The 18,662-nt window shown below is 64.7% G+C and carries 16 protein-coding genes and 3 tRNA genes; 15 read left to right on the forward strand and 4 right to left on the reverse strand.

Annotation, left to right across the window (positions count from 1 at the left end):
• Positions 1–106 precede the first annotated feature (106 nt).
• Positions 107–448, forward strand: a complete 342-nt coding sequence (locus N440_RS04875; RefSeq protein ID WP_006429504.1) for a carboxymuconolactone decarboxylase family protein — start codon at positions 107–109, stop codon at positions 446–448.
• A 114-nt stretch (positions 449–562) separates the two neighbouring features.
• Here the strand turns inward: N440_RS04875 and N440_RS04880 are convergent, their stop codons facing one another.
• The gene (locus N440_RS04880; RefSeq protein WP_133934274.1) at positions 563–1,141 is read right to left on the reverse strand and encodes a superoxide dismutase; all 579 of its coding nucleotides are present in this window, start codon (positions 1,139–1,141) and stop codon (positions 563–565) included.
• A gap of 121 nt (positions 1,142–1,262) precedes the next feature.
• On the opposite strand from N440_RS04880, the gene grxD reads away from it, so the two are divergent.
• The 11 genes from grxD to N440_RS04935 all read left to right on the forward strand — a co-directional run bounded on the left by grxD (position 1,263) and on the right by N440_RS04935 (position 14,663).
• Positions 1,263–1,583 carry a Grx4 family monothiol glutaredoxin gene (gene grxD, locus N440_RS04885; protein ID WP_006429513.1) on the forward strand — a complete coding sequence of 107 codons (321 nt, stop codon included), beginning with the start codon at positions 1,263–1,265 and terminating at the stop codon, positions 1,581–1,583.
• Positions 1,580–2,356: an SDR family NAD(P)-dependent oxidoreductase gene (locus N440_RS04890; RefSeq protein ID WP_133934275.1), complete on the forward strand. Its 777-nt coding sequence runs from the start codon at positions 1,580–1,582 to the stop codon at positions 2,354–2,356. Before grxD ends, N440_RS04890 begins: the two co-directional genes overlap by 4 nt.
• Before the next feature lie 232 nt (positions 2,357–2,588).
• Positions 2,589–5,810, forward strand: a complete 3,222-nt coding sequence (locus N440_RS04895; protein WP_133934276.1) for a carboxypeptidase regulatory-like domain-containing protein — start codon at positions 2,589–2,591, stop codon at positions 5,808–5,810.
• A gap of 252 nt (positions 5,811–6,062) precedes the next feature.
• On the forward strand, positions 6,063–7,451 hold the full coding sequence (ppnN, locus tag N440_RS04900) for a nucleotide 5'-monophosphate nucleosidase PpnN (protein WP_133934277.1): 1,389 nt from the start codon (positions 6,063–6,065) through the stop codon (positions 7,449–7,451).
• Positions 7,452–7,612: 161 nt separating this feature from the next.
• The gene (locus N440_RS04905; protein ID WP_133934278.1) at positions 7,613–8,128 is read left to right on the forward strand and encodes a GspH/FimT family pseudopilin; all 516 of its coding nucleotides are present in this window, start codon (positions 7,613–7,615) and stop codon (positions 8,126–8,128) included.
• Positions 8,125–8,598 carry a type IV pilus modification protein PilV gene (gene pilV, locus N440_RS04910; RefSeq protein ID WP_049456558.1) on the forward strand — a complete coding sequence of 158 codons (474 nt, stop codon included), beginning with the start codon at positions 8,125–8,127 and terminating at the stop codon, positions 8,596–8,598. Before N440_RS04905 ends, pilV begins: the two co-directional genes overlap by 4 nt.
• Positions 8,599–8,600: 2 nt before the next feature.
• Positions 8,601–9,761 (forward strand): PilW family protein, encoded by a 1,161-nt coding sequence (locus N440_RS04915; RefSeq protein ID WP_133934279.1) that lies wholly within the window; start codon positions 8,601–8,603, stop codon positions 9,759–9,761.
• Positions 9,762–9,763: 2 nt separating this feature from the next.
• Positions 9,764–10,282: a PilX N-terminal domain-containing pilus assembly protein gene (locus tag N440_RS04920; RefSeq protein WP_006429636.1), complete on the forward strand. Its 519-nt coding sequence runs from the start codon at positions 9,764–9,766 to the stop codon at positions 10,280–10,282.
• Between the two features lie 11 nt (positions 10,283–10,293).
• A complete protein-coding gene (locus tag N440_RS04925; protein WP_133934280.1) occupies positions 10,294–14,046 on the forward strand; it encodes a PilC/PilY family type IV pilus protein in 3,753 nt (1,250 codons plus the stop codon).
• A 38-nt stretch (positions 14,047–14,084) separates the two neighbouring features.
• Positions 14,085–14,507, forward strand: coding sequence for a type IV pilin protein (locus N440_RS04930; protein WP_133934281.1), 423 nt, complete (start codon positions 14,085–14,087; stop codon positions 14,505–14,507).
• Positions 14,508–14,586: 79 nt separating this feature from the next.
• Positions 14,587–14,663: transfer RNA gene (locus tag N440_RS04935), tRNA-Asn, on the forward strand.
• 48 nt (positions 14,664–14,711) lie between these two features.
• Here N440_RS04935 and N440_RS04940 read toward each other — a convergent pair.
• Positions 14,712–15,248, reverse strand: a complete 537-nt coding sequence (locus N440_RS04940) for a GspH/FimT family protein (protein WP_279587424.1) — start codon at positions 15,246–15,248, stop codon at positions 14,712–14,714.
• 128 nt (positions 15,249–15,376) lie between these two features.
• On the opposite strand from N440_RS04940, the gene uvrB reads away from it, so the two are divergent.
• From uvrB to N440_RS04955, 3 genes are all read left to right on the forward strand, one after another.
• The gene (gene uvrB / locus N440_RS04945; protein WP_133934283.1) at positions 15,377–17,401 is read left to right on the forward strand and encodes an excinuclease ABC subunit UvrB; all 2,025 of its coding nucleotides are present in this window, start codon (positions 15,377–15,379) and stop codon (positions 17,399–17,401) included.
• A 107-nt stretch (positions 17,402–17,508) separates the two neighbouring features.
• Positions 17,509–17,583: transfer RNA gene (locus tag N440_RS04950), tRNA-Val, on the forward strand.
• A 98-nt stretch (positions 17,584–17,681) separates the two neighbouring features.
• Positions 17,682–17,756, forward strand: a tRNA-Val gene (locus tag N440_RS04955).
• Positions 17,757–17,850: 94 nt separating this feature from the next.
• Here the strand turns inward: N440_RS04955 and N440_RS04960 are convergent.
• The gene (locus N440_RS04960) at positions 17,851–18,171 is read right to left on the reverse strand and encodes a hypothetical protein (protein ID WP_133934284.1); all 321 of its coding nucleotides are present in this window, start codon (positions 18,169–18,171) and stop codon (positions 17,851–17,853) included.
• A 220-nt stretch (positions 18,172–18,391) separates the two neighbouring features.
• Positions 18,392–18,580 carry a hypothetical protein gene (locus N440_RS04965; RefSeq protein ID WP_008268658.1) on the reverse strand — a complete coding sequence of 63 codons (189 nt, stop codon included), beginning with the start codon at positions 18,578–18,580 and terminating at the stop codon, positions 18,392–18,394.
• Positions 18,581–18,662: the final 82 nt, after the last annotated feature.

Below are 18,662 nucleotides of genomic sequence, written 5' to 3' on the forward strand. Positions count from 1 at the left end.
TAGTGCCGGCCGCTGGCCGGCAATGCAACGGTGTGGCGCGCCGGTGCAAGCATCGGCGCAACGTTCCCGGTGATAGCGTGGAGCTCCTTTCCCAGGAGTCACGACCATGCTTGACTGGAATGCCTACCGCAAGGAACTGAAGGGCCGCATCGGCGAGATCGGCAAGCTCTCGCCGGATACGGTGAAGGGCTATGCCACGCTGTCCAATGCGGGCGCCCAGACCAACCACCTTGATGCCAAGACCCGCGAGCTGATCGCACTGGCAGTGGCGGTCACCACCCGCTGCGATGGCTGCATCACCGTGCACGTGGATGCTGCGCTGAAGCACGGTGCCAACCGCGAGGAGATCGCCGAAGCGTTGGGCGTGGCTGTGTCGCTCAATGCCGGCGCCGCGCTGGTGTATTCGGCACGGGTGATGGACGCGGTGGCCGCGCACGAGAGCGCGTAGTGCCACGCTCGGTTTCCCGGTAGTGCCGGCCGCTGGCCGGCAGATTCGGCACCTCATGAGCGCCTGTGGGATTGCCGGCCAGCGGCCGGCACTACCCGCGGTCGAACAGCCGGCTCAGCGCAGCTGGCTCTCGGCGAATTCCCAGTTGACCATCTGCCAGAACGCGTCCAGGTAACGCGCACGGTCGTTCTGGTAGTCGGTGTAGTAGGCGTGCTCCCAGACGTCGCAGCAAAGCAGCGGCGTGCTGTCGCCGGTCAGCGGGGTGCCGGCATTGCGGGTGGCCTGGATGCCCAGCTGCCCGCCCGGGTGCTGCACCAGCCACACCCAGCCGGAACCGAACAGGCCCAGCGCGGTGCGGTTGAATTCCTCGCGCAGTCGCTGGACATCGCCGAACTGGCGCTTGACCAGTTCGCCCACCCGGCCCTGCGGCTCGCCGCCGCCGCGCGGGCGCAGGCACTGCCAGTAGAAGCCGTGGTTCCAGGCCTGGGCGGCGGCATCGAACAACTTGCCCTGGGCGTGGCGGACGATCTCTTCCAGTGACGCGTCTTCCCACTCGGTGCCCAGGATGCCGGCGTTGACCGCATCGACATAGGCGCGGTGGTGGCGGCCGTGGTGCAGTTCCACGGTCTGTGCGGACAGATGCGGCTGCAGGGAGCCGGAAAGGTAGGGCAGGGCGGGCAATTCGACGGGCATGGACAGGTTCGTGGCCAGAGGGGCGGCGGCAGCCGGTTCCATCCGCTTACAATGGCGGCTACCGTGGGCAGTCTAGCCGACCACCGCGGTCGGTTTGTCCGGCGAAGCAAGGAGTGTGGTTGTGGCGGTGATGCAGCAAATCCAGGCCGAGGTCGATCGTTACCCGCTCGTGCTGTTCATGAAGGGCACCCCGCAGTACCCGATGTGCGGCTTCTCCAGTCGCGCCGTACAGGCATTGATGGCGGCCGGCGCTGCCACCCTGCGCACCGTCAATGTGCTCGAGGAGCCCGAGATCCGCGCCAACCTGCCGCGCTTCTCCAACCTGCCGACCTTCCCGCAGCTGTTCATCAACGGTGAACTGATCGGCGGCTGCGACATCGTTCTGGAATTGTTCGAATCCGGCGAGCTCAAGCGCATCGTCGAAGAGGCGACCCAGGGATGAGTGCCTGGCCATCGACGTCACCGACCGACGGGGCGCTCGATGGCCGCCCGTTGCAGGATCGCGTGGTGCTGGTTGCCGGCGCCGGCGGTGGGCTGGGAAGTGCAGCGGCGGTGGCGGCCGCGGCGGCCGGCGCCACGGTGGTGCTGCTCGGGCGCAAGCCGCGCCGGTTGGACCGGGTCTATGCCCAGGTCCAGGCCGTTGGCGCGGAACCGCTGCTGTACCCGTTGGACATGGAAGGGGCAGGCCCGGACGACTATGCCGAGCTGGCCCAGGCGCTCCAGCGTGAGCTGGGGCGGCTGGACGGGCTGCTGGTCTGCGCCGCGCACTTTCCCGGATTGACCCCGTTCGAGCTGGCCGATCCGGCCAGTTTCGCCCGCGCGGTGCACGTCACCCTGACCGCCCCGGCGTGGCTGGCCCAGGCCTGCCTGCCGCTGCTGCGGCAACGTGAGGATGCCGCCCTGGTGTTTGCGGTCGATGCGCCGGAGCGGGTCGGGCAGGCCTACTGGGGCGGCTATGGCGTGGCCCAGCATGGCCTGCGTGGCCTGATCACCAGCCTGCACGACGAACTCGGCCGCAGCCCGGTGCGGGTCAGTGGCCTGTACCCGGGGCCGCTGCGCACGGCGCTGCGTGCCCGTGCCTATTCGGTTGACCAGGATCCGGCGGCTCAGGGGCCTGGGCAGGCGGCCGCGGCCGCCGTGACCCTGCTGTCCCTGGCCGGTCAGGCCTGGCGGGGCCAGATTCTCGATGCCAGTGGAGCATTCCCCGGCGAGTGAGTCCCGGGGAAAGACGGAGTGAAGAACCCGTCACGATTGCGTTGCGATCCGGTGCCGTTTGTCGCACAACCGTCACATTGATGGCGTAGCGTGTTAATCTAGTGTTAACCGTTATGGCTGCCTTCAGCCAAGCGGTAGGGAACCCCAGATAACTCTCCGACCAGCCACCCGCAGGGCTGTTTGGATGCGCTTTTTTTCCGCCATCGCCAACTCGCATCGAGGCTACCGAAAAATGACCCACCCACTCCGGATGTCCAAGCTTACCCTTGGTCTCGTGGCTGCACTTGCCGCCGCTCCCGCCTTCGCCCAGAGCAGCACCTCCGCCGGCGTCGGCGGCCAGGTGATGTCCGCCGCAGGCCAGCCTGTCGCCGGCGCTGAAGTCACCATCACTCACACCGAGTCGGGCACCGTTTCGCGTGCCACCACCGATGCGGCGGGTCGTTACAATGCGCGCGGCCTGCGCGTGGGTGGTCCGTACACCATCACCATCACCAAGTCCGGTGAAGGCACCAAGACCGAAGAAGGTGTCTACCTGAACCTGAACCAGGTCAACACCGTCAACGCCAACCTCGGCGGTGATCTGGCTGCCACCAACCTGGACGCCGTGAACGTCGTCGCCACCGCTGGCGGCCTGGACCTGTTCAGTGCCAACAAGATGGGCACCGGCACCAACGTGACCCGTGAAACGATGGATGCGCTGCCGTCGGCCAGCCGCAACATCCAGGATTACATCCGTCTGGACCCGCGCATCTCGCAGGTCAGCAAGGCTGACGGCGCGATCTCGGCCGGTGGCCAGAACACCCGTTACAACGCCATCCGCATCGACGGCATCAGCGCCTCCGATCCGTTCGGCCTGGGCTCCAACAACCTGCCGACCGAGCGTCAGCCGGTGTCGATGGACGCCATCCAGGAAATCAACATCGACCTGGCCAACTACGACACCACCATTTCCGGTGGTACCGGTGCGGTGATCAACGCCGTCACCAAGTCGGGTACCAATGAATTCCACGGCACCATCTACGGTTCCTACCGCGACAAGGACATGGTCCGTTCGCGCCTGGAAGGTGACAAGCAGGACTTCAACGGCTTCAAGGACGAGAAGACCTACGGCATGACCTTCGGCGGCCCGATCGTCAAGGACAAGCTGTTCTTCTTCACCAACTATGAAAAGTACGAGCGCGCGGCGGCTGGCGTTTCCCTGAGCGACACGCCGATCGGCCGTGGCACGATCACCCAGCAGCAGATCACCGATGTCCAGAACTTCCTGGGCAAGCTGGGCTATGACCCGGGCAGCCTGTCTGCGCCGAACAGCAAGACCGAGATCGAAGAGTACGCGGTCAAGCTGGACTGGAACATCAACGAGAACCACCGTGCGGCCCTGCGCTACAACAAGATGGAGCAGAACGTCGTTCGCTTCCCGCAGGTCAGCAGCAGCGCCATCTCGCTGAGCAACTTCTGGTACCAGCAGCCGACCGAATACGAAACCTGGATGGGCGAACTGTTCAGTGACTGGTCCGAGAACTTCTCGACCGAGTTCAAGGTCTCGCACAAGGATTACTCGGCCAACCGCGTTCCGCTGGTCGACATGCCGCAGATCCGCATCAAGTCGGGCAATGACTCGCTGTACGTCGGTACCGAGCAGAACACCCACGTCAACATCGTCGAGTCGAAGGAACTGAGCGCTTTCGGTGCCGGTACCTGGTACATCGGTGACCACACCGTCAAGTTCGGCTTCGACTACTCGAAGAACGACCTGATGAACTTCTACGGCCGCAACCTCAACGGCGTGTACGAATTCAACAGCGTCAACGACTTCCTGGCGGGCAAGGCGTCGCGTTACCAGCTGCGTGCGCCGCGCGCCGATGGCAGCCGCAGCGACATCCCGGCCGACTTCACCCTGAAGAACACCGGCGTGTTCGTGCAGGACACCTGGGCGATCAACTACAACCTGAACCTGATGTTCGGCGTGCGCATCGACATGCCTGACTTCAGCACCCAGCGCCTGTACAACCCGCGCATCGAGCAGCTGTACGGCTTCAACAACACCAAGCTGGTCGACAAGAACCTGGTGCAGCCGCGCGTTGGCTTCAACTACACCTTCGACAGCGAGCGCCCGACCCAGCTGCGCGGCGGCGTGGGCCTGTTCGGCGGCGCTGCCCCGAACGTGTGGCTGGCAGGTGCCTACCAGAACACCGGCCTGAACTACATCGAGTACGACGAGCGCAGCATCCCGGCCGGTGCCTTCACCCCGGATGGCAACAACCCGTACATCCCGGCCGGTGGCCCGGCTTCGGCCCGTCAGAACGTCGACATCATCGCGCCGGGCACCCGCCTGCCGTCGGTGTGGAAGGCCAACCTGGCATTCGACCATGAGCTGCCGTGGTACGGCATCGTGGCGTCGGCCGAACTGCTGTTCACCAAGGTCAAGGACGGCATCTACTTCGACCGTCTGGACGTGTCGGCTCCGACCGCTACCGGTCAGGACGGCCGTGCGATCTACTGGAACGATGCAGGGCGCAACTCGGCCAACACCCGTATCGACAAGGGTGTGGACTACGGCATCTCCACCGGTACCAAGAACGCGGTTGATCGTTTCAACCGTCCGACCGACATCGGTGACGTGCTGGTCCTGCGCAACACCGACAAGGGTCACGGTACCCAGGCCACCTTCTCGCTGGCCAAGCCGCTGACCGAGAACTGGGGCTGGTCGCTGGGTTACACCTACACCAAGTCGTCCGAGGTCAGCCCGCTGTCCAGCTCGCAGAACACCTCGAACTGGAACAACACGTTGATCTTCAACGCCAACGAGAACGTCGCCTACAACTCGCGTTACGCGATGAAGGACCGCATCACCGGCACCCTGGAGTGGAAGCACAACTTCTTCGGTGACAACGCTACCCGCGTCGGTCTGTTCTACGAAGGCCGTTCGGGCCGTCCGTACAGCTACATCTTCTACAACGACGCGAACGGCGACGGTGCGACCACCAACGACCTGTTCTACGTGCCGAAGGGCCCGGGCGACGTGCTGTTCACCGGCGGCGCCGCGATGGAGAAGGCGTTCTTCGACTGGCTGGCAAAGACCCCGGATCTGGATGCCTACCGTGGCAGCGTGGTCCCGGCGAACTCGCACCGCGCTTCGTGGGTGAACAGCTTCGACGTCCGCATCAGCCAGGAATTCCCGGGCTTCATGAAGGGTCACAAGGGTGAAGTTGCCCTGGACATCATGAATGTCGGCAACCTGCTTAACAAGAAGTGGGGCCTGATCGACGACTACGGCTTCTACTCGACCCGTCGCGTTGCCAACTACGCGGGTATCGATCCGGCCACCGGCAAGTACGTGTACTCGTTCACCGGTTCGACCGACAACGCGCAGGTTCAGGAAAACAACAACGACAAGGGCAACACCGCGGTGTCGCGCTGGTCGATGCAGCTGACCCTGAAGTACAAGTTCTGATCCGTCAGAGCCTGAAGATGTAAGTGGAAACGGCCGGGGAAACCCGGCCGTTTTCCGTTCAGGCGAAAGTCCTTGCAGGCGGCTCTGCATGGGCGTAGCATCCGGAAATGTGCGCGGCGCCACTGCCGCCGAAGCGGTCCCGGACAGGTGATCACGGGCGGCACATATCCAACGGTCGGGTTTCCCGGCCGTTTTGCTTTTTAAGGGGGCGGCAGTACAGTCGGAAACCTTGAAGGAAGCGAAAAATTGGATATGACCACGAACGAAAAAGCAGCCCGCGCGCTGCCGGTGCAGGACGCACGGATCTACCCGCGCGGTGGGCTGGATGTGCTGTCGCGGGCCGAAGTGGCGCGCCTGCGCGATGCCTCCGCCGGCGGCATGCACGAGCTGCTGCGCCGTTGCGCGCTGGCCGTGCTGACCAGCGGCAGCGCCTCTGACGATCCGCGTGCAGCGCGCGATCTGTATCCCGATTTCGACATCCAGGTGGCGCAGCAGGATCGCGGCGTGCGCATCGACCTGGTCAACGCGCCGGCGATGGCCTTCGTCGATGGCGAGATCATCCGCGGCGTCGCCGAACTGCTGTTCGCGGTGGTGCGTGACCTGGCCTACATGGCCATCGAGATGGGACCGGCCTATGCGGCCGAGCTGGAGTCGTCCGAAGGCATCACCAACGCGGTGTTCGGGCTGCTGCGCAACGCCCGCATCCTCAACCCGGGTGATCCGAACCTGGTGGTGTGCTGGGGCGGCCACTCGATCTCGCGCGACGAGTACCTGTACACCAAGCAGGTGGGTTACGAGCTGGGCCTGCGCGGCCTGGACATCTGCACCGGCTGCGGCCCGGGCGCGATGAAGGGCCCGATGAAGGGCGCCACCATCGCCCACGCCAAGCAGCGCCGTACCGTGACGCGTTACATCGGCCTGACCGAGCCGGGCATCATCGCCGCCGAGTCGCCGAACCCGATCGTCAACCACCTGGTGATCATGCCGGACATCGAGAAGCGCCTTGAGGCCTTCGTCCGCATCGGCCACGGCATCATCGTGTTCGCCGGTGGCGTCGGTACCGCCGAGGAAATCCTGTACCTGCTCGGCATCCTGCTGCGCGAGGAAAACAAGGACCTGCCGTTCCCGCTGATCCTGACCGGCCCGACCGTGGCCGCGCCGTACTTCGAGCAGATCGACCGCTTCATCCGCCTGACCCTGGGCGATGAAGCCGCCGAGCGCTACGAGATCATCATCGGTGACCCGGTGGCGGTGGCGAAGAAGATGGCCAGCGGCATCAAGCGCGTGCGCGAACACCGCCTGGCGCAGAAGGATTCGTTCTTCTTCAACTGGTCGATCGAGATTCCGTGGGAGTACCAGCAGCCGTTCGTGCCGACCCACGAGGCGATGGCCGCGCTGGACCTGCACCACGGGCGTGCGCCGCACGCGCTGGCGGCCGACCTGCGCCGGGCGTTCTCGGGCATCGTGGCCGGCAACGTGAAGGAAGACGGCATGCGCCGCATCGAGCAGTTCGGGCCGTTCCAGATCCACGGTGACACCGACATGATGCAGGCCCTGGACGCGCTGCTGCGCGCCTTCGTCGAGCAGCGCCGGATGAAGATCTCCGGCGAATACCAGCCCTGCTACCAGGTGCTGGCCTGAGCCTGCACCGGCGCGATGGGGATCGCGCCGGGCCGGAAAGGGAAGGGCGGGTCGTCAAGCCTTTGACGCCCGTCGTCCCGGATTGACCGTTCATCCTGCCGCCGCTTGCCGGTGGCAGGGCGATGGCCCATCGTGGCCATCAATACGCTGGGGAGCGTCCAATGTCTTTGCGCCGGGAAAGCGGCTTCACGTTGATCGAGCTGATGGTCACCATCGCCGTGGTGGCGATCCTGGCCGCGATCGCGTTTCCGAGCTTCCAGGGCACCCTGCGTTCCAGCCGGGTGACCTCGGGCAACAATGAAATCCTTGGCCTGCTCAGCCTGGCCCGCAGCGAGGCGATCCGCAGCAACCGCGGCGGCGGCGTGTGCGGCAGCAGCGATGGCGCCAGCTGCGACGGCAGCTGGTCCGGCGGCATGCTGGCCTTCGCCGATACCAATGGTGACGGCGAGATGTCGTCGGGCGAGACCGTGCTGCGCTTCGTCAATGGAAGCCCGAAGCTGACGGTCAGCGGGCCATCGGAGGTGATCGCCTTCGACGGCCGCGGGCGCCGCAGGGCCAGCACCGATCAGGAGATCCTGCTGGAGCCGGATGTCTGCAGCAAGGACGCACTGCACAAGCGCACATTGACGGTGAACGCCTCCGGGCAGATCCGCAGCACCAAGGAAGCCTGCCCATGAAATCCCGCTCCATCCGCGCGCGGCAGGCAGGGGGCTTCACCCTGCTGGAAGTGCTGATCGCCATCATCGTGCTGGCGTTCGGCCTGCTGGGTTTCGCGCTGCTGCAGACCATGAACGTCCGCTTCGTGCAGAGCGCCAACTACCGCACCCAGGCCACCAATCTTGCCTATGACCTGACCGAGCAGATGCGCAGCAACCGCTACCAGGCGGCGTGGTACACCACTGCGTCGTTCGCGGCAGGCAGCAAGACCGCGGAGAAGGCATGCAGTGCCGACACCGGCGACGTCGCCATTTCCGCCAAGGTCGCGCGCTGGCAGTGCCAGGTGGTGAAGGCGCTGGGTGATGACGCCGGCGCGGAAGTCACCTACAACGGCGGCAAGGTGAAGGTGGCCGTCAGCTGGGGCGACCAGCGCTGGGATCCGGACCATCCGGACAAGGCCACCACCTTCGCCCTGGATACGGAGCTGTGAGCATGGCCATGAACCGTCGTGCCGCCATGACCGGCCTGTCGCTGGTTGAACTGATGGTCGCGCTGGTGATCAGCCTCGTGCTGATGCTGGGCGTGGTCCAGGTGTTCATCGCCTCGCAGACGGCCTCCCGCCTGTCCGAGGGCGCTTCCCGCGTGCAGGAAAACGCGCGCTTCGCGCTGGATTTCCTCGAGCGCGACATCCGCATGGCCGGACACATGGGCTGCGTCAACGACCAGGCTCACGTGGTGAAGAACCAGGGCGACCCGGTGTCACACCTGGGGGCAACCTCGGGCGATGGCAGTCCGCTGGATTTCAGCGTGTCCATCCAGGGCTTCGATGCGCCCGAGACGACGCCGGGCGGGAGCCTGACGCTGGGCGCGGACTGGTCGGCTCCGACCGGCCTGCCTACCGCGATCGAAGGGCTCATCCCGGCACCGGCCGGCGGCAGCGACGTGCTGGTCCTGCGCTTCTTCGCGCCGGAAGGCGTGCCGGTCACGGCCATTTCCGCGGACGGCGGCAATGCGCTGCTGGATATGGACAGCACCCGCGTCGCCCGCCTGACCGGCGGTGGCGTGGGCGATCCGACCCTGTTCGGCATCGCCGACTGCGGCCACGCGGATGTATTCGCGGGCACGTTGAGCGCCGCACGGGTCACCGCCGCTTCGCTCGACCTGTCGCGCTATGCCGCGCAGCCCACCGGTCAGACCATGCTCTATCGCGCCGAGTCGATGGTCTATTACGTGGGCATCAATCCGGAGACGAAGCAGCCGGGCCTGCGTCGCGCGCGCGCCAACAGTGACGGCGCCTACTCGGTCAACGAAGAACTGGTGGAAGGCATCGAAAGCCTGCAGCTGATGTATGGCCTGGACAACACCGCCAACATCGGCCTGGACACGCCGCCCGCCGGCAACATCACGCAGTTCGCTGCGGCCGATGGCGTCAGCACCGATGCCGATGCCAAGGGGGCCGCGCAATGGCTGCGCGTGGGGCAGGTGCAGGTGGGGCTGCTGGCACGCAGTCCGTCGCCGTCGTCCTCGACCCGCTCGGCCAATGCGCTGTCTGTGCTCGGCGTGGGCTTTGCCAACGGCGACAAGTCCGACGGTCATTACCGCTCCAGCTATGAAGTGTCGATTGCGCTGCGCAATCGCCTGTTCGGAAACTGACCATGACTCCTTTCCCGCGTTCCTTCCGGCCTGTCGCCGCTCCCGCCCAGCAGCGCGGTGCGGTGCTGTATGTGGCCCTGGTGATGCTCATCCTGCTGGCGCTGCTCGGAATTGCCGGCATGCAGGTGGCCGGCATGCAGGAAAAGATGGCGGCCAACTACCGGGCGGCCAACCGCGCCTTCCAGAATTCGGAAGGCGTGGTGCGGGCGGCCGAGCGTTCGGTCGAGCAGATCACCAATCGCGAAAGCGTGAGCGAGGGCAGCCTGCTGCAGGCAGGGGATGTATCGCGTGTCTGCGATGACGGCTTCGACCCGGCCAGCTGGGCGGAGGACCGGCGCGACGAGACGGCGCCGGCCGTCAACGTGCGGCAGATCGACAGCTGCGTGGTCGGCGAATCGTCGCTGGACATGGGCCGACCGCTGGATGACACCACACCGATCTACCAGATCACCGGGTTCGCTACCGACGATGCGGATGCGAGCTCGTCGTCGGTGGTGATCGATACCGTATTCAAACTCTGAGGACGCAGGCCATGGCTTCGCGCAAATTCCGCTTCATGGCCGCAGGCGGCGCCGCACTGGCGCTGGGGGGAGGCTACTTCATCTACAGCCTGATGGCCGCCCAGGCCCAGGGCACGCTGGCACAGGCGCCGCTGAACATCCAGGTGCAGACGCCGCCAGCGTTCCTGATGGCGCTGGACGATTCCGGTTCGATGCTTTGGGAAGTGCTGAACAATACCCGCGACGGCGTTTACCGCTGGGGCGGCAAGAGCTTCTACACGGGCAGCGAGGCCAACGGCTACGTTGATCGCGGGCTGTTGTACCACTATGTGTTTCCAAGCTACGGTCGGGACTCCAATCTGGCACTTCCGCCGTTGGATGCTTACGGTTTCGCACGTTCTCCGGACGTCAATGCCTCCTACTTCGATCCACGCGAAACATACTCTTACTGGAAGACGGGCCTTCCGGAACCCAATGCCGACTTCCCGAAACAGGGCATCGATCCCAAGAGTGCGCCGCTGGATCCTCGGCCGAGCGGCGCCTTCTCTCTGAAGACGGGTACGCTGAACCTGACCGCCGATTCGACGAGTAATGCCGTCGTGGTCAATGGCAGCAACGTGGCCTGGCGATTCCAGTTCTACAGCGGCATGGTGCTTCCGTCCGGCACGCGTATCGAACGCGACCGCTGTGGTGATCTGAACCGCAACAACAGCTCGACCGACGGCGGATTCAGCGTGGTCGGCTCCAAGGCCGTGACCCTCACCGGGAACTGCAGTGCGGCCATGGTGTTCTTCCCGGCCACGTTCTATCTGGTGGATCGGGCTACGTTGCCTGAAGACTATGGCTATACCGCGTCACCGGTCGCGGTGACCAACCCTGTCGGTGGTCGCCCGGGCACCCTGTACAAGTACGAAATCAAGCTCGCCAATTTTGGCAACAATACGGCCAAGTACAACCAGGCCATGGGCAACTTCGCCCGATGGTTCAGCCTGTATCGGACGCGTCGCGAATCGCTGATCGGCGCAGCCACCACTGCACTGCATGACCAGACCAACCTGCGAGTCGGCTGGTTCCGCATCAACAACCGGCGTAACGTCACGATGTACAACATGACCAATGATGATGAGAAGTCGACGCTTCTCGATGACATCATGAAGGACATGCGGGCCAGTAGCAGTACGCCCAATCGATCGGCCGCCGATTACCTGGGGCAGCAGTTCAAGCGTACCGACGCGAAAGCGCCGGTGTTGCTGTCGTGCCAGAAGAACGCCGGCATGCTGTTTACCGACGGCTACATCAATGAGACCGAAAACAGGACATTGATGAAGGACCTGGTGGCGCCGTACTACGAAAAGTCCTTGGTGGATACCAAGGAGACCAATTCCGTGCCAGTGCCTTCCGAGTGCAAGGGGGCCAATCCAGACCCGGCGCTGGACTGCAAGACGCACCTGCACATGAATTTCTACGGCGTCACCCTGGGTACGCTGGGCAAGGAGTTCGGCGTCAAGTACCTGCCGGATCCCAAACGGCCGTGGGTACTCAGCCCCAATCCCTATGTGAACAAGCCGAGCTTCCCCACGTCGACGCAGGATCTCAAGCCGGAAGCGGTCGATGAGTTGTGGAACGCGGTGTATGACACCCGCGGCGAAATGGTCAATGCCACCCGTCCGGGCGATATCACCGCTGCGATGCGCCGCATCATCAGCAATGTCGCCCAGGGCGCCACGCCGTCCGGCTCGCGTTCGCTGACCGGCGCGCGCATCGGCGTAGGCTCGTTGTCGGTGGAGCCGTTCTACGAAGCGACCAACAACGGCACCGACTGGTACGGCAAACTGCACGCCTTCAACCTGAAGGTGGAAGAATCCACCCGCAAGGTCATTTCGGAGGAGGCCTGGGAAGCCTCCGCGCAGATGCCGGCGGCCGATTCACGCCGCATCCGTTTCTGGCGCAACGGCGCGCTGGTGGACTTCTCCAGTGGCAACGTCAGCCTGGCCAATCTGTGCGACAAGTCGGGCTCGCTGTACCCGGGCATGAAGATCTGCTCTGAATCGGAGATCACCACGCTGGCCACCGACTCGGCAACGGCGGTGGCCTATCTGCGGGGTGCTACCGGCAACGAGAAGCGCAATGGCGGCAAGCTGCGTGACCGCACCACCGTGCTGGGCGACATCATCACCTCCACGCCGGTGCTGAGCTCGCCCCTGGACGACTACGGTTTCCGCCGTCTGCCGGGTGCGATTGGCAGCAGCTACGCCGAGTACATGACCACCAAGCGGGATGATCGTCGTTACATGGTCTATGCCGGTGCCAATGACGGCATGCTGCATGCCTTCGATGGCGGCATGGGCGCGACTGGGGAAATGGACAGTGACGGCGGCAAGGAACTGTTCGCCTACATTCCGTCCACCGCGCTGGGCCATATGGGCAATCTGCTGCTGCCCTACGATCCGACCAATGAGAACACCCAGCGCTTCCAGCATCGCTACTACGTCGATGGCCCGATAACGGTCAGCGACACCTATGGCAGCAATGGCTGGACCACCTCGCTGGTGGGTACTGCCGGCGCGGGCGGGCGCAGCGTGTTCGCACTGGATGTGTCCGATCCGGGCAGCTTCGGGGGAACCGGTTCGCTGCTGTGGGAGATCAGCGATCTGAACTCGGCGCTGGACAGCGAAGTTCGGGCCAACATCGGCCATGTACTGGGCAAGCCGGTGATCGTGCCGATGAAGAACGCAGACGGTTCGGTGAGTTTCCGCGCGATCTTCGGCAATGGTTATGAAAGCAGCAGCGGCAAGGCGGTCCTGTTCGTGGTCGATATGGTGGCCGGCAGCACCCCGACCATCCGCATGATCGAAGCCGTCGAGTCCGGCACCAACCTGCCGGCCGGCAGCAATGGGCTGGGCAACATCGTCGTGGTCGATCGCTGGGGTGGAGCGGGGCAGAACGAACAGGTGCGCGATGGCCTGGCAGATACTGTCTATGCGGCCGACAAGCGCGGCGCGGTCTGGAAGTTCGACCTGCGCAACGATGCTGCACCGACGGTACCGTTGTTCACCACCGATACGCATGTCGATGCGAGTGATCGCCTGACCTATCGTCAGCCGATCACCGGTGGCATGACCGTGACCACGGGGCCGTCCGGCGGTGTGATGCTGATCTTCGGCACCGGCAGCTTCTCCTACTACGGCGACGAGAACGATTCGGCGCTGCAGGCGCTGTACGGCATCAACGACACCGAGGCCGGCCTGTCGACCGCGACACTGACTTCGGCCAACCTGCGTTCGTATGCCGCCGGCATCAGTGACAATCTGCGCACGCTGAGTGCAGGCAGCATTCCCACGGTCAGTCGTGGCTGGACAGTGACGCTCGCCAACAAGGAGCGGGCCGTGGGCAATCCGCGCATCGTCTCCGGCGTGGTGTTCTTCCCGACCTATATTCCTTCCGAGGCCCAGGGCTGTTCGGTGGATGGCTCGAACTGGTTGTTCGGCCTCCAGGCCAGCAGTGGCGAGGCATCGATGTCGCAGGTGCGCTTTGGCGCACCGGACGGAAAATCGCAGGGCGCAGGGACGGCGGGTGTCGCGCTGAACACCGGCGGCAACGCGCCGGTGAGGGATGTCACCACCTCGGTGGTGCCGCGGCTGGCGCCGCCGGACGCGGGCAAGCCTGGCAGTCCGCCGCCGAAACCTCCAGGTGATGCCTGCATGATGCAGATTTCGGTGGCTGGCGCGGATCCGATGTACCTGCCGTACCCCTGCGGTCGCCAGTCGTGGAGGCAGATCCAGTGATCGACGTTCCTTCTACGCTGGCACCAGGAGCCACTGCAATGCGCACACCGTACATGGCGGGCCGCCTGGCCCGCGGTTTCAGCCTGATCGAACTGATGATCGTGGTGGCGGTCGTGGCGATCCTCGCTGCGATCGCCTATCCGAACTACAGCGCGCACGTGCTCAAGTCGCGGCGTGCACAGGCCAAGGCCGATCTGGTGGAGTACGCGCAGCTGGCCGAGCGCTACCACACCATCAACAACACCTATGTGGGCTTCACCTTCCCCGGCGGAGCTGAGTCCATCAACTCGCCACGCGAGGGCGGCACCGCGGCCTATACCCTGTCCATGGAGACCGGGCAGTCGACGTTCACGTTCACTGCAGCGGCGGCCAATGCGCAGACCAAGGACAAATGTGGCGACCTGACGCTCAACCAGGCCAACGTGAAGACGTCGCAGGCAACGCTGTCCGACTGCTGGTGACGCGAGCGGGAAGCTGCCTGCAGGGCTGCGTGAAAGAGTGTTGCACTCTCTGTTCGAGGTGATTACAATGCGCCTCCCCGCCCGAATAGCTCAGCCGGTTAGAGCACTTGACTGTTAATCAGGGGGTCGTTGGTTCGAGTCCAACTTCGGGCGCCAAGCATTACGCATCAAAGGCTTGCGGTTATCCGCAGGCCTTTTTTGTTGTCAGCAGGGTGGGCCGTCCTGGCTGCGGGTCGAGCGGATTCTGCCGCTGTTGCTGACGATGACCCGGGCACGCTCCCGGTCGTCCGCGCAGATGCGCAGCGTCAGGTTCGCACCGGGGCTGCGGCCATCCGGCTGGAAGTAGATCTGCGGCCGGCCGCTGCTGCTGGCCGCGCTGATCCTGACGCTGGACAGGCCGGACTGGTGCAGCAGGATGGAGTCGATGGAGGAGGGGGGCTCTCGCCGGCCGTTGGTCCTGTACACGATCCAGCCCTGGCTCCAATCGTCGCCGCAGTGGTGCCCATCGGGGCTTGCGCACAGGCCGATCAGCGCACTGCGCATGATGGCCTGGTAGCGCGCGGTGGCCAGGCCAGACTGCAGGCTGAGCCGGGTGGATTCCGCCCGTTGATGCAGCATCAGTTCCCGCAGCGCGGGCCAGCCGGCTGCCAGCAGGACAGCAAGGACCGCCACCACCACCAGCAGTTCGAGCAGATGCATGCCGTGCTGCGTGTCGGGGCTGGAAGCAGGAGGGAGGCGCATGCATCCAGCCTCGCTGCCTCGCAGGGGCTGCGCCATCAGGTAGCACCGCGCTCGGCTGCCCGGAAACCCCTCAGCCGGCCGTCACTCCTGGCCCCGTATACTCACCTTTCCCGGGAACTGGCAACACCATGAGCGACCGTTTTGAACTCGTCTCGCCGTATTCGCCGGCGGGCGACCAGCCCGATGCCATCGCGAAGCTGACCAGCAACTTCGAAGCGGGCATCGCCAAGCAGACCCTGCTGGGCGTCACCGGCTCGGGCAAGACCTACACCATCGCCAACGTCATCCAGAACGTGCAGAAGCCGACGCTGATCATGGCGCCGAACAAGACGCTGGCGGCACAGCTGTATGGCGAGTTCAAGGCGTTCTTCCCGCACAACGCGGTGGAGTACTTCGTCAGCTACTACGATTACTACCAGCCGGAAGCCTATGTGCCGTCGTCGGACACCTTCATCGAGAAGGACAGTTCGATCAACGAGCACATCGAGCAGATGCGCCTGGCCGCGACCAAGACCCTGCTGTCGCGCCCGGATGCGATCGTGGTGGCGACCGTATCGGCGATCTATGGCCTGGGTGCCCCCGAAGATTACCTGTCGCTGCGCCTGATCCTGTCCAAGGGCGAGCGCATCGACCAGCGCGACCTGATCAATCACCTGACCCAGCTGCAGTACACGCGCAACGAGTACGAACTGCAGCGCGGTACGTTCCGCGTGCGCGGCGAAGTGATCGATGTGTTCCCGGCCGAGTCGGACAGCGAGGCGCTGCGCCTGGAGCTGTTCGATGGCGAGGTCGAGAAGATCACCCTGTTCGACCCGCTCACCGGCGAGACGCTGCGCAACATGCAGCGCTTCACCGTGTATCCGAAGACCCATTACGCGACCACCCGCGAGCGTGTGCTGGCGGCGGTGGACACCATCAAGGTCGAGCTGAAGGAGCGGCTGGAGCAGCTGTACGCGGAGAACAAGCTGGTCGAGGCCCAGCGCCTGGCCCAGCGCACCCAGTTCGACATCGAAATGATGGCCGAGGTCGGCTTCTGCAACGGCATCGAGAACTACTCGCGTCACCTCACCGGCAAGAATGCCGGCGAGCCGCCGCCGACCCTGTTCGACTACCTGCCGCCCGACGCACTGCTGGTGATCGACGAATCGCACGTGACCATTCCGCAGATCGGTGCGATGTTCAAGGGCGATCGCTCGCGCAAGGAGACTCTGGTCGAATTCGGCTTCCGGTTGCCCTCTGCGCTGGACAATCGTCCGCTGCGCTTCGAGGAGTGGGAAGAGCGCTGCCCACGTGCGATCTACGTGTCGGCTACGCCCGGTCCCTATGAGTATCGTGAAGCCGGTGACGAGATCACCGAACTGGTGGTGCGCCCGACCGGCCTGATCGACCCGGTGGTGGAAATCCGCCCGGTCGGTACCCAGGTCGATGACCTGATGAGCGAGGCCAACGAGCGCATCAAGGCCGGCGACCGCGTGCTGGTCACCACGCTGACCAAGCGCATGGCGGAGAATCTCACCGAATACCTCACCGAGCACGGCATCCGCGTGCGCTACCTGCATTCGGACGTGGACACGGTCGAGCGCGTGGAGATCATCCGCGACCTGCGCCTGGGCAAGTTCGACGTGCTGGTCGGCATCAACCTGCTGCGCGAAGGCCTGGACATGCCCGAGGTGTCGCTGGTGGCGATCCTGGATGCCGACAAGGAGGGCTTCCTGCGCTCCACCGGCTCGCTGATCCAGACCATCGGCCGTGCGGCGCGCAACGTGCGCGGCAAGGCGATTCTCTATGCCGACAAGATCACCCGTTCGATGCAGGCGGCGATCGACGAGACTGACCGACGCCGCGCCAAGCAGGTCGAGTACAACGAGGAACACGGCATCGTGCCGCGCTCGGTGGCACGGCCGATCGTCGACGTGCTGGAAGGCGCCCGTTCCGACGCGGCCGAAAAGGAAGCCAAGAAGGGCAAGGGCAAGAGCCGGGCAGGCGTGGCAGAGGAAGGGGCTGACTACCGGTCGCTCAGCCCGGCCCAGCTGGCGACCCGGCTCAAGACGCTGGAACAGCAGATGTACCAGCATGCCAAGGACCTGGAGTTCGAGGATGCGGCACGCGTGCGCGACCAGATCCGGCAGCTGAAGGAAGCCAGCCTGGGCTGAACGCGGCAGGGCAGCCGCATCTTCACAAAAGTGTTGCGCTTCACGGCTGGCATCCGTAATATACGCGGCCTGCACCGACGCAATCGCGGAAATGCAGAAGCAAAAACGGGCGGTTAGCTCAGCGGTAGAGCACTACCTTGACATGGTAGGGGTCACAGGTTCGAACCCTGTACCGCCCACCACGAAGTCCCTGGAAGGGGGCTGTCGTGAACTGCAAAGCCCGGCCCTGGCGCCGGGTTTTTACGTAGCAAGGCCAGCTTTCGGGCGGCAAGAACAAGATGGGCGGTTAGCTCAGCGGTAGAGCACTACCTTGACATGGTAGGGGTCACAGGTTCGAACCCTGTACCGCCCACCACCTGGCTCCCGGTATGACCGGTGCAGTGGTGGATCACGATGAAAGCCGGCCTTGGGCCGGCTTTTTTCATGTGTGAGGGTTGCCTCGCTGTGTATCAGCGCTGGGCGACCCATTCATCGAGGCTGATCATGCGCTGCAGCTTCCAGTGGCCTTCGACACACTCCCAGACCTGCGCAAAGCGCGCCGACCTGGACCGTTGCTGCTGGCCGTCTGCGGCCAGAGGCTGGTAGCCCACGCGCAGAACGCGGTCCTGGCGCAGCCGGTACAGCTGCAGGGTCGCCGGATCGCGTGCCGCCGGCGCACCTGCGTGTTCGGCGTCGGCCTGCAGGATCTGGCGGCGTAGTGAGGTATCCCCGGCGTCGGCGTCGCGGCCGAACAATCCAGCGCACAACAGCAGCAGGGCAAGCATCGGCATGGCACGGTGCTCCGGAGAAGGGAGTCCAGCGTGGCACTGCCTCCTGCGCGGTGAAACCGGTATGCGACGAAAGCCGGTAAAGCGCGCTTCAAGCCGGTCCGTGGAGGATGAATCCGGGGCAGGGTAGCCATGATCCCTGGCCCTGCCACCGCCGCGGAGCCGGAACAGCGGCGCGGCGGTGGCAACGGGTCAGAGAACCCGGGCTTCGGAACGGATGGGATTACAACGGATCACAGCACAGTACCTGACCGGGCTTGCCGGAATTTCCGAACGGACAGCTCGGGTGTGGTTCGCAGCCCGGCGCGTAGCCGGTCTTGGGCGCGACGGCGAAGGCCTGGGCGGCGCCGAAGGCCATGGCCGCGACAACGACGATACCGGCGACGGACGAAAGGACTTTCTTTCCGATCATGTGTATCTCCTTGGTTGGCGTTGTGGTGTTGCAGTTGCCGAAGGCACGTGAGTGCCAGTGGTGGCGCGTGATGTGGTGATGA

This window comes from Stenotrophomonas sp. CC22-02 (assembly GCF_004365115.1).
In the GTDB taxonomy this organism is placed as follows: domain Bacteria; phylum Pseudomonadota; class Gammaproteobacteria; order Xanthomonadales; family Xanthomonadaceae; genus Stenotrophomonas; species Stenotrophomonas forensis.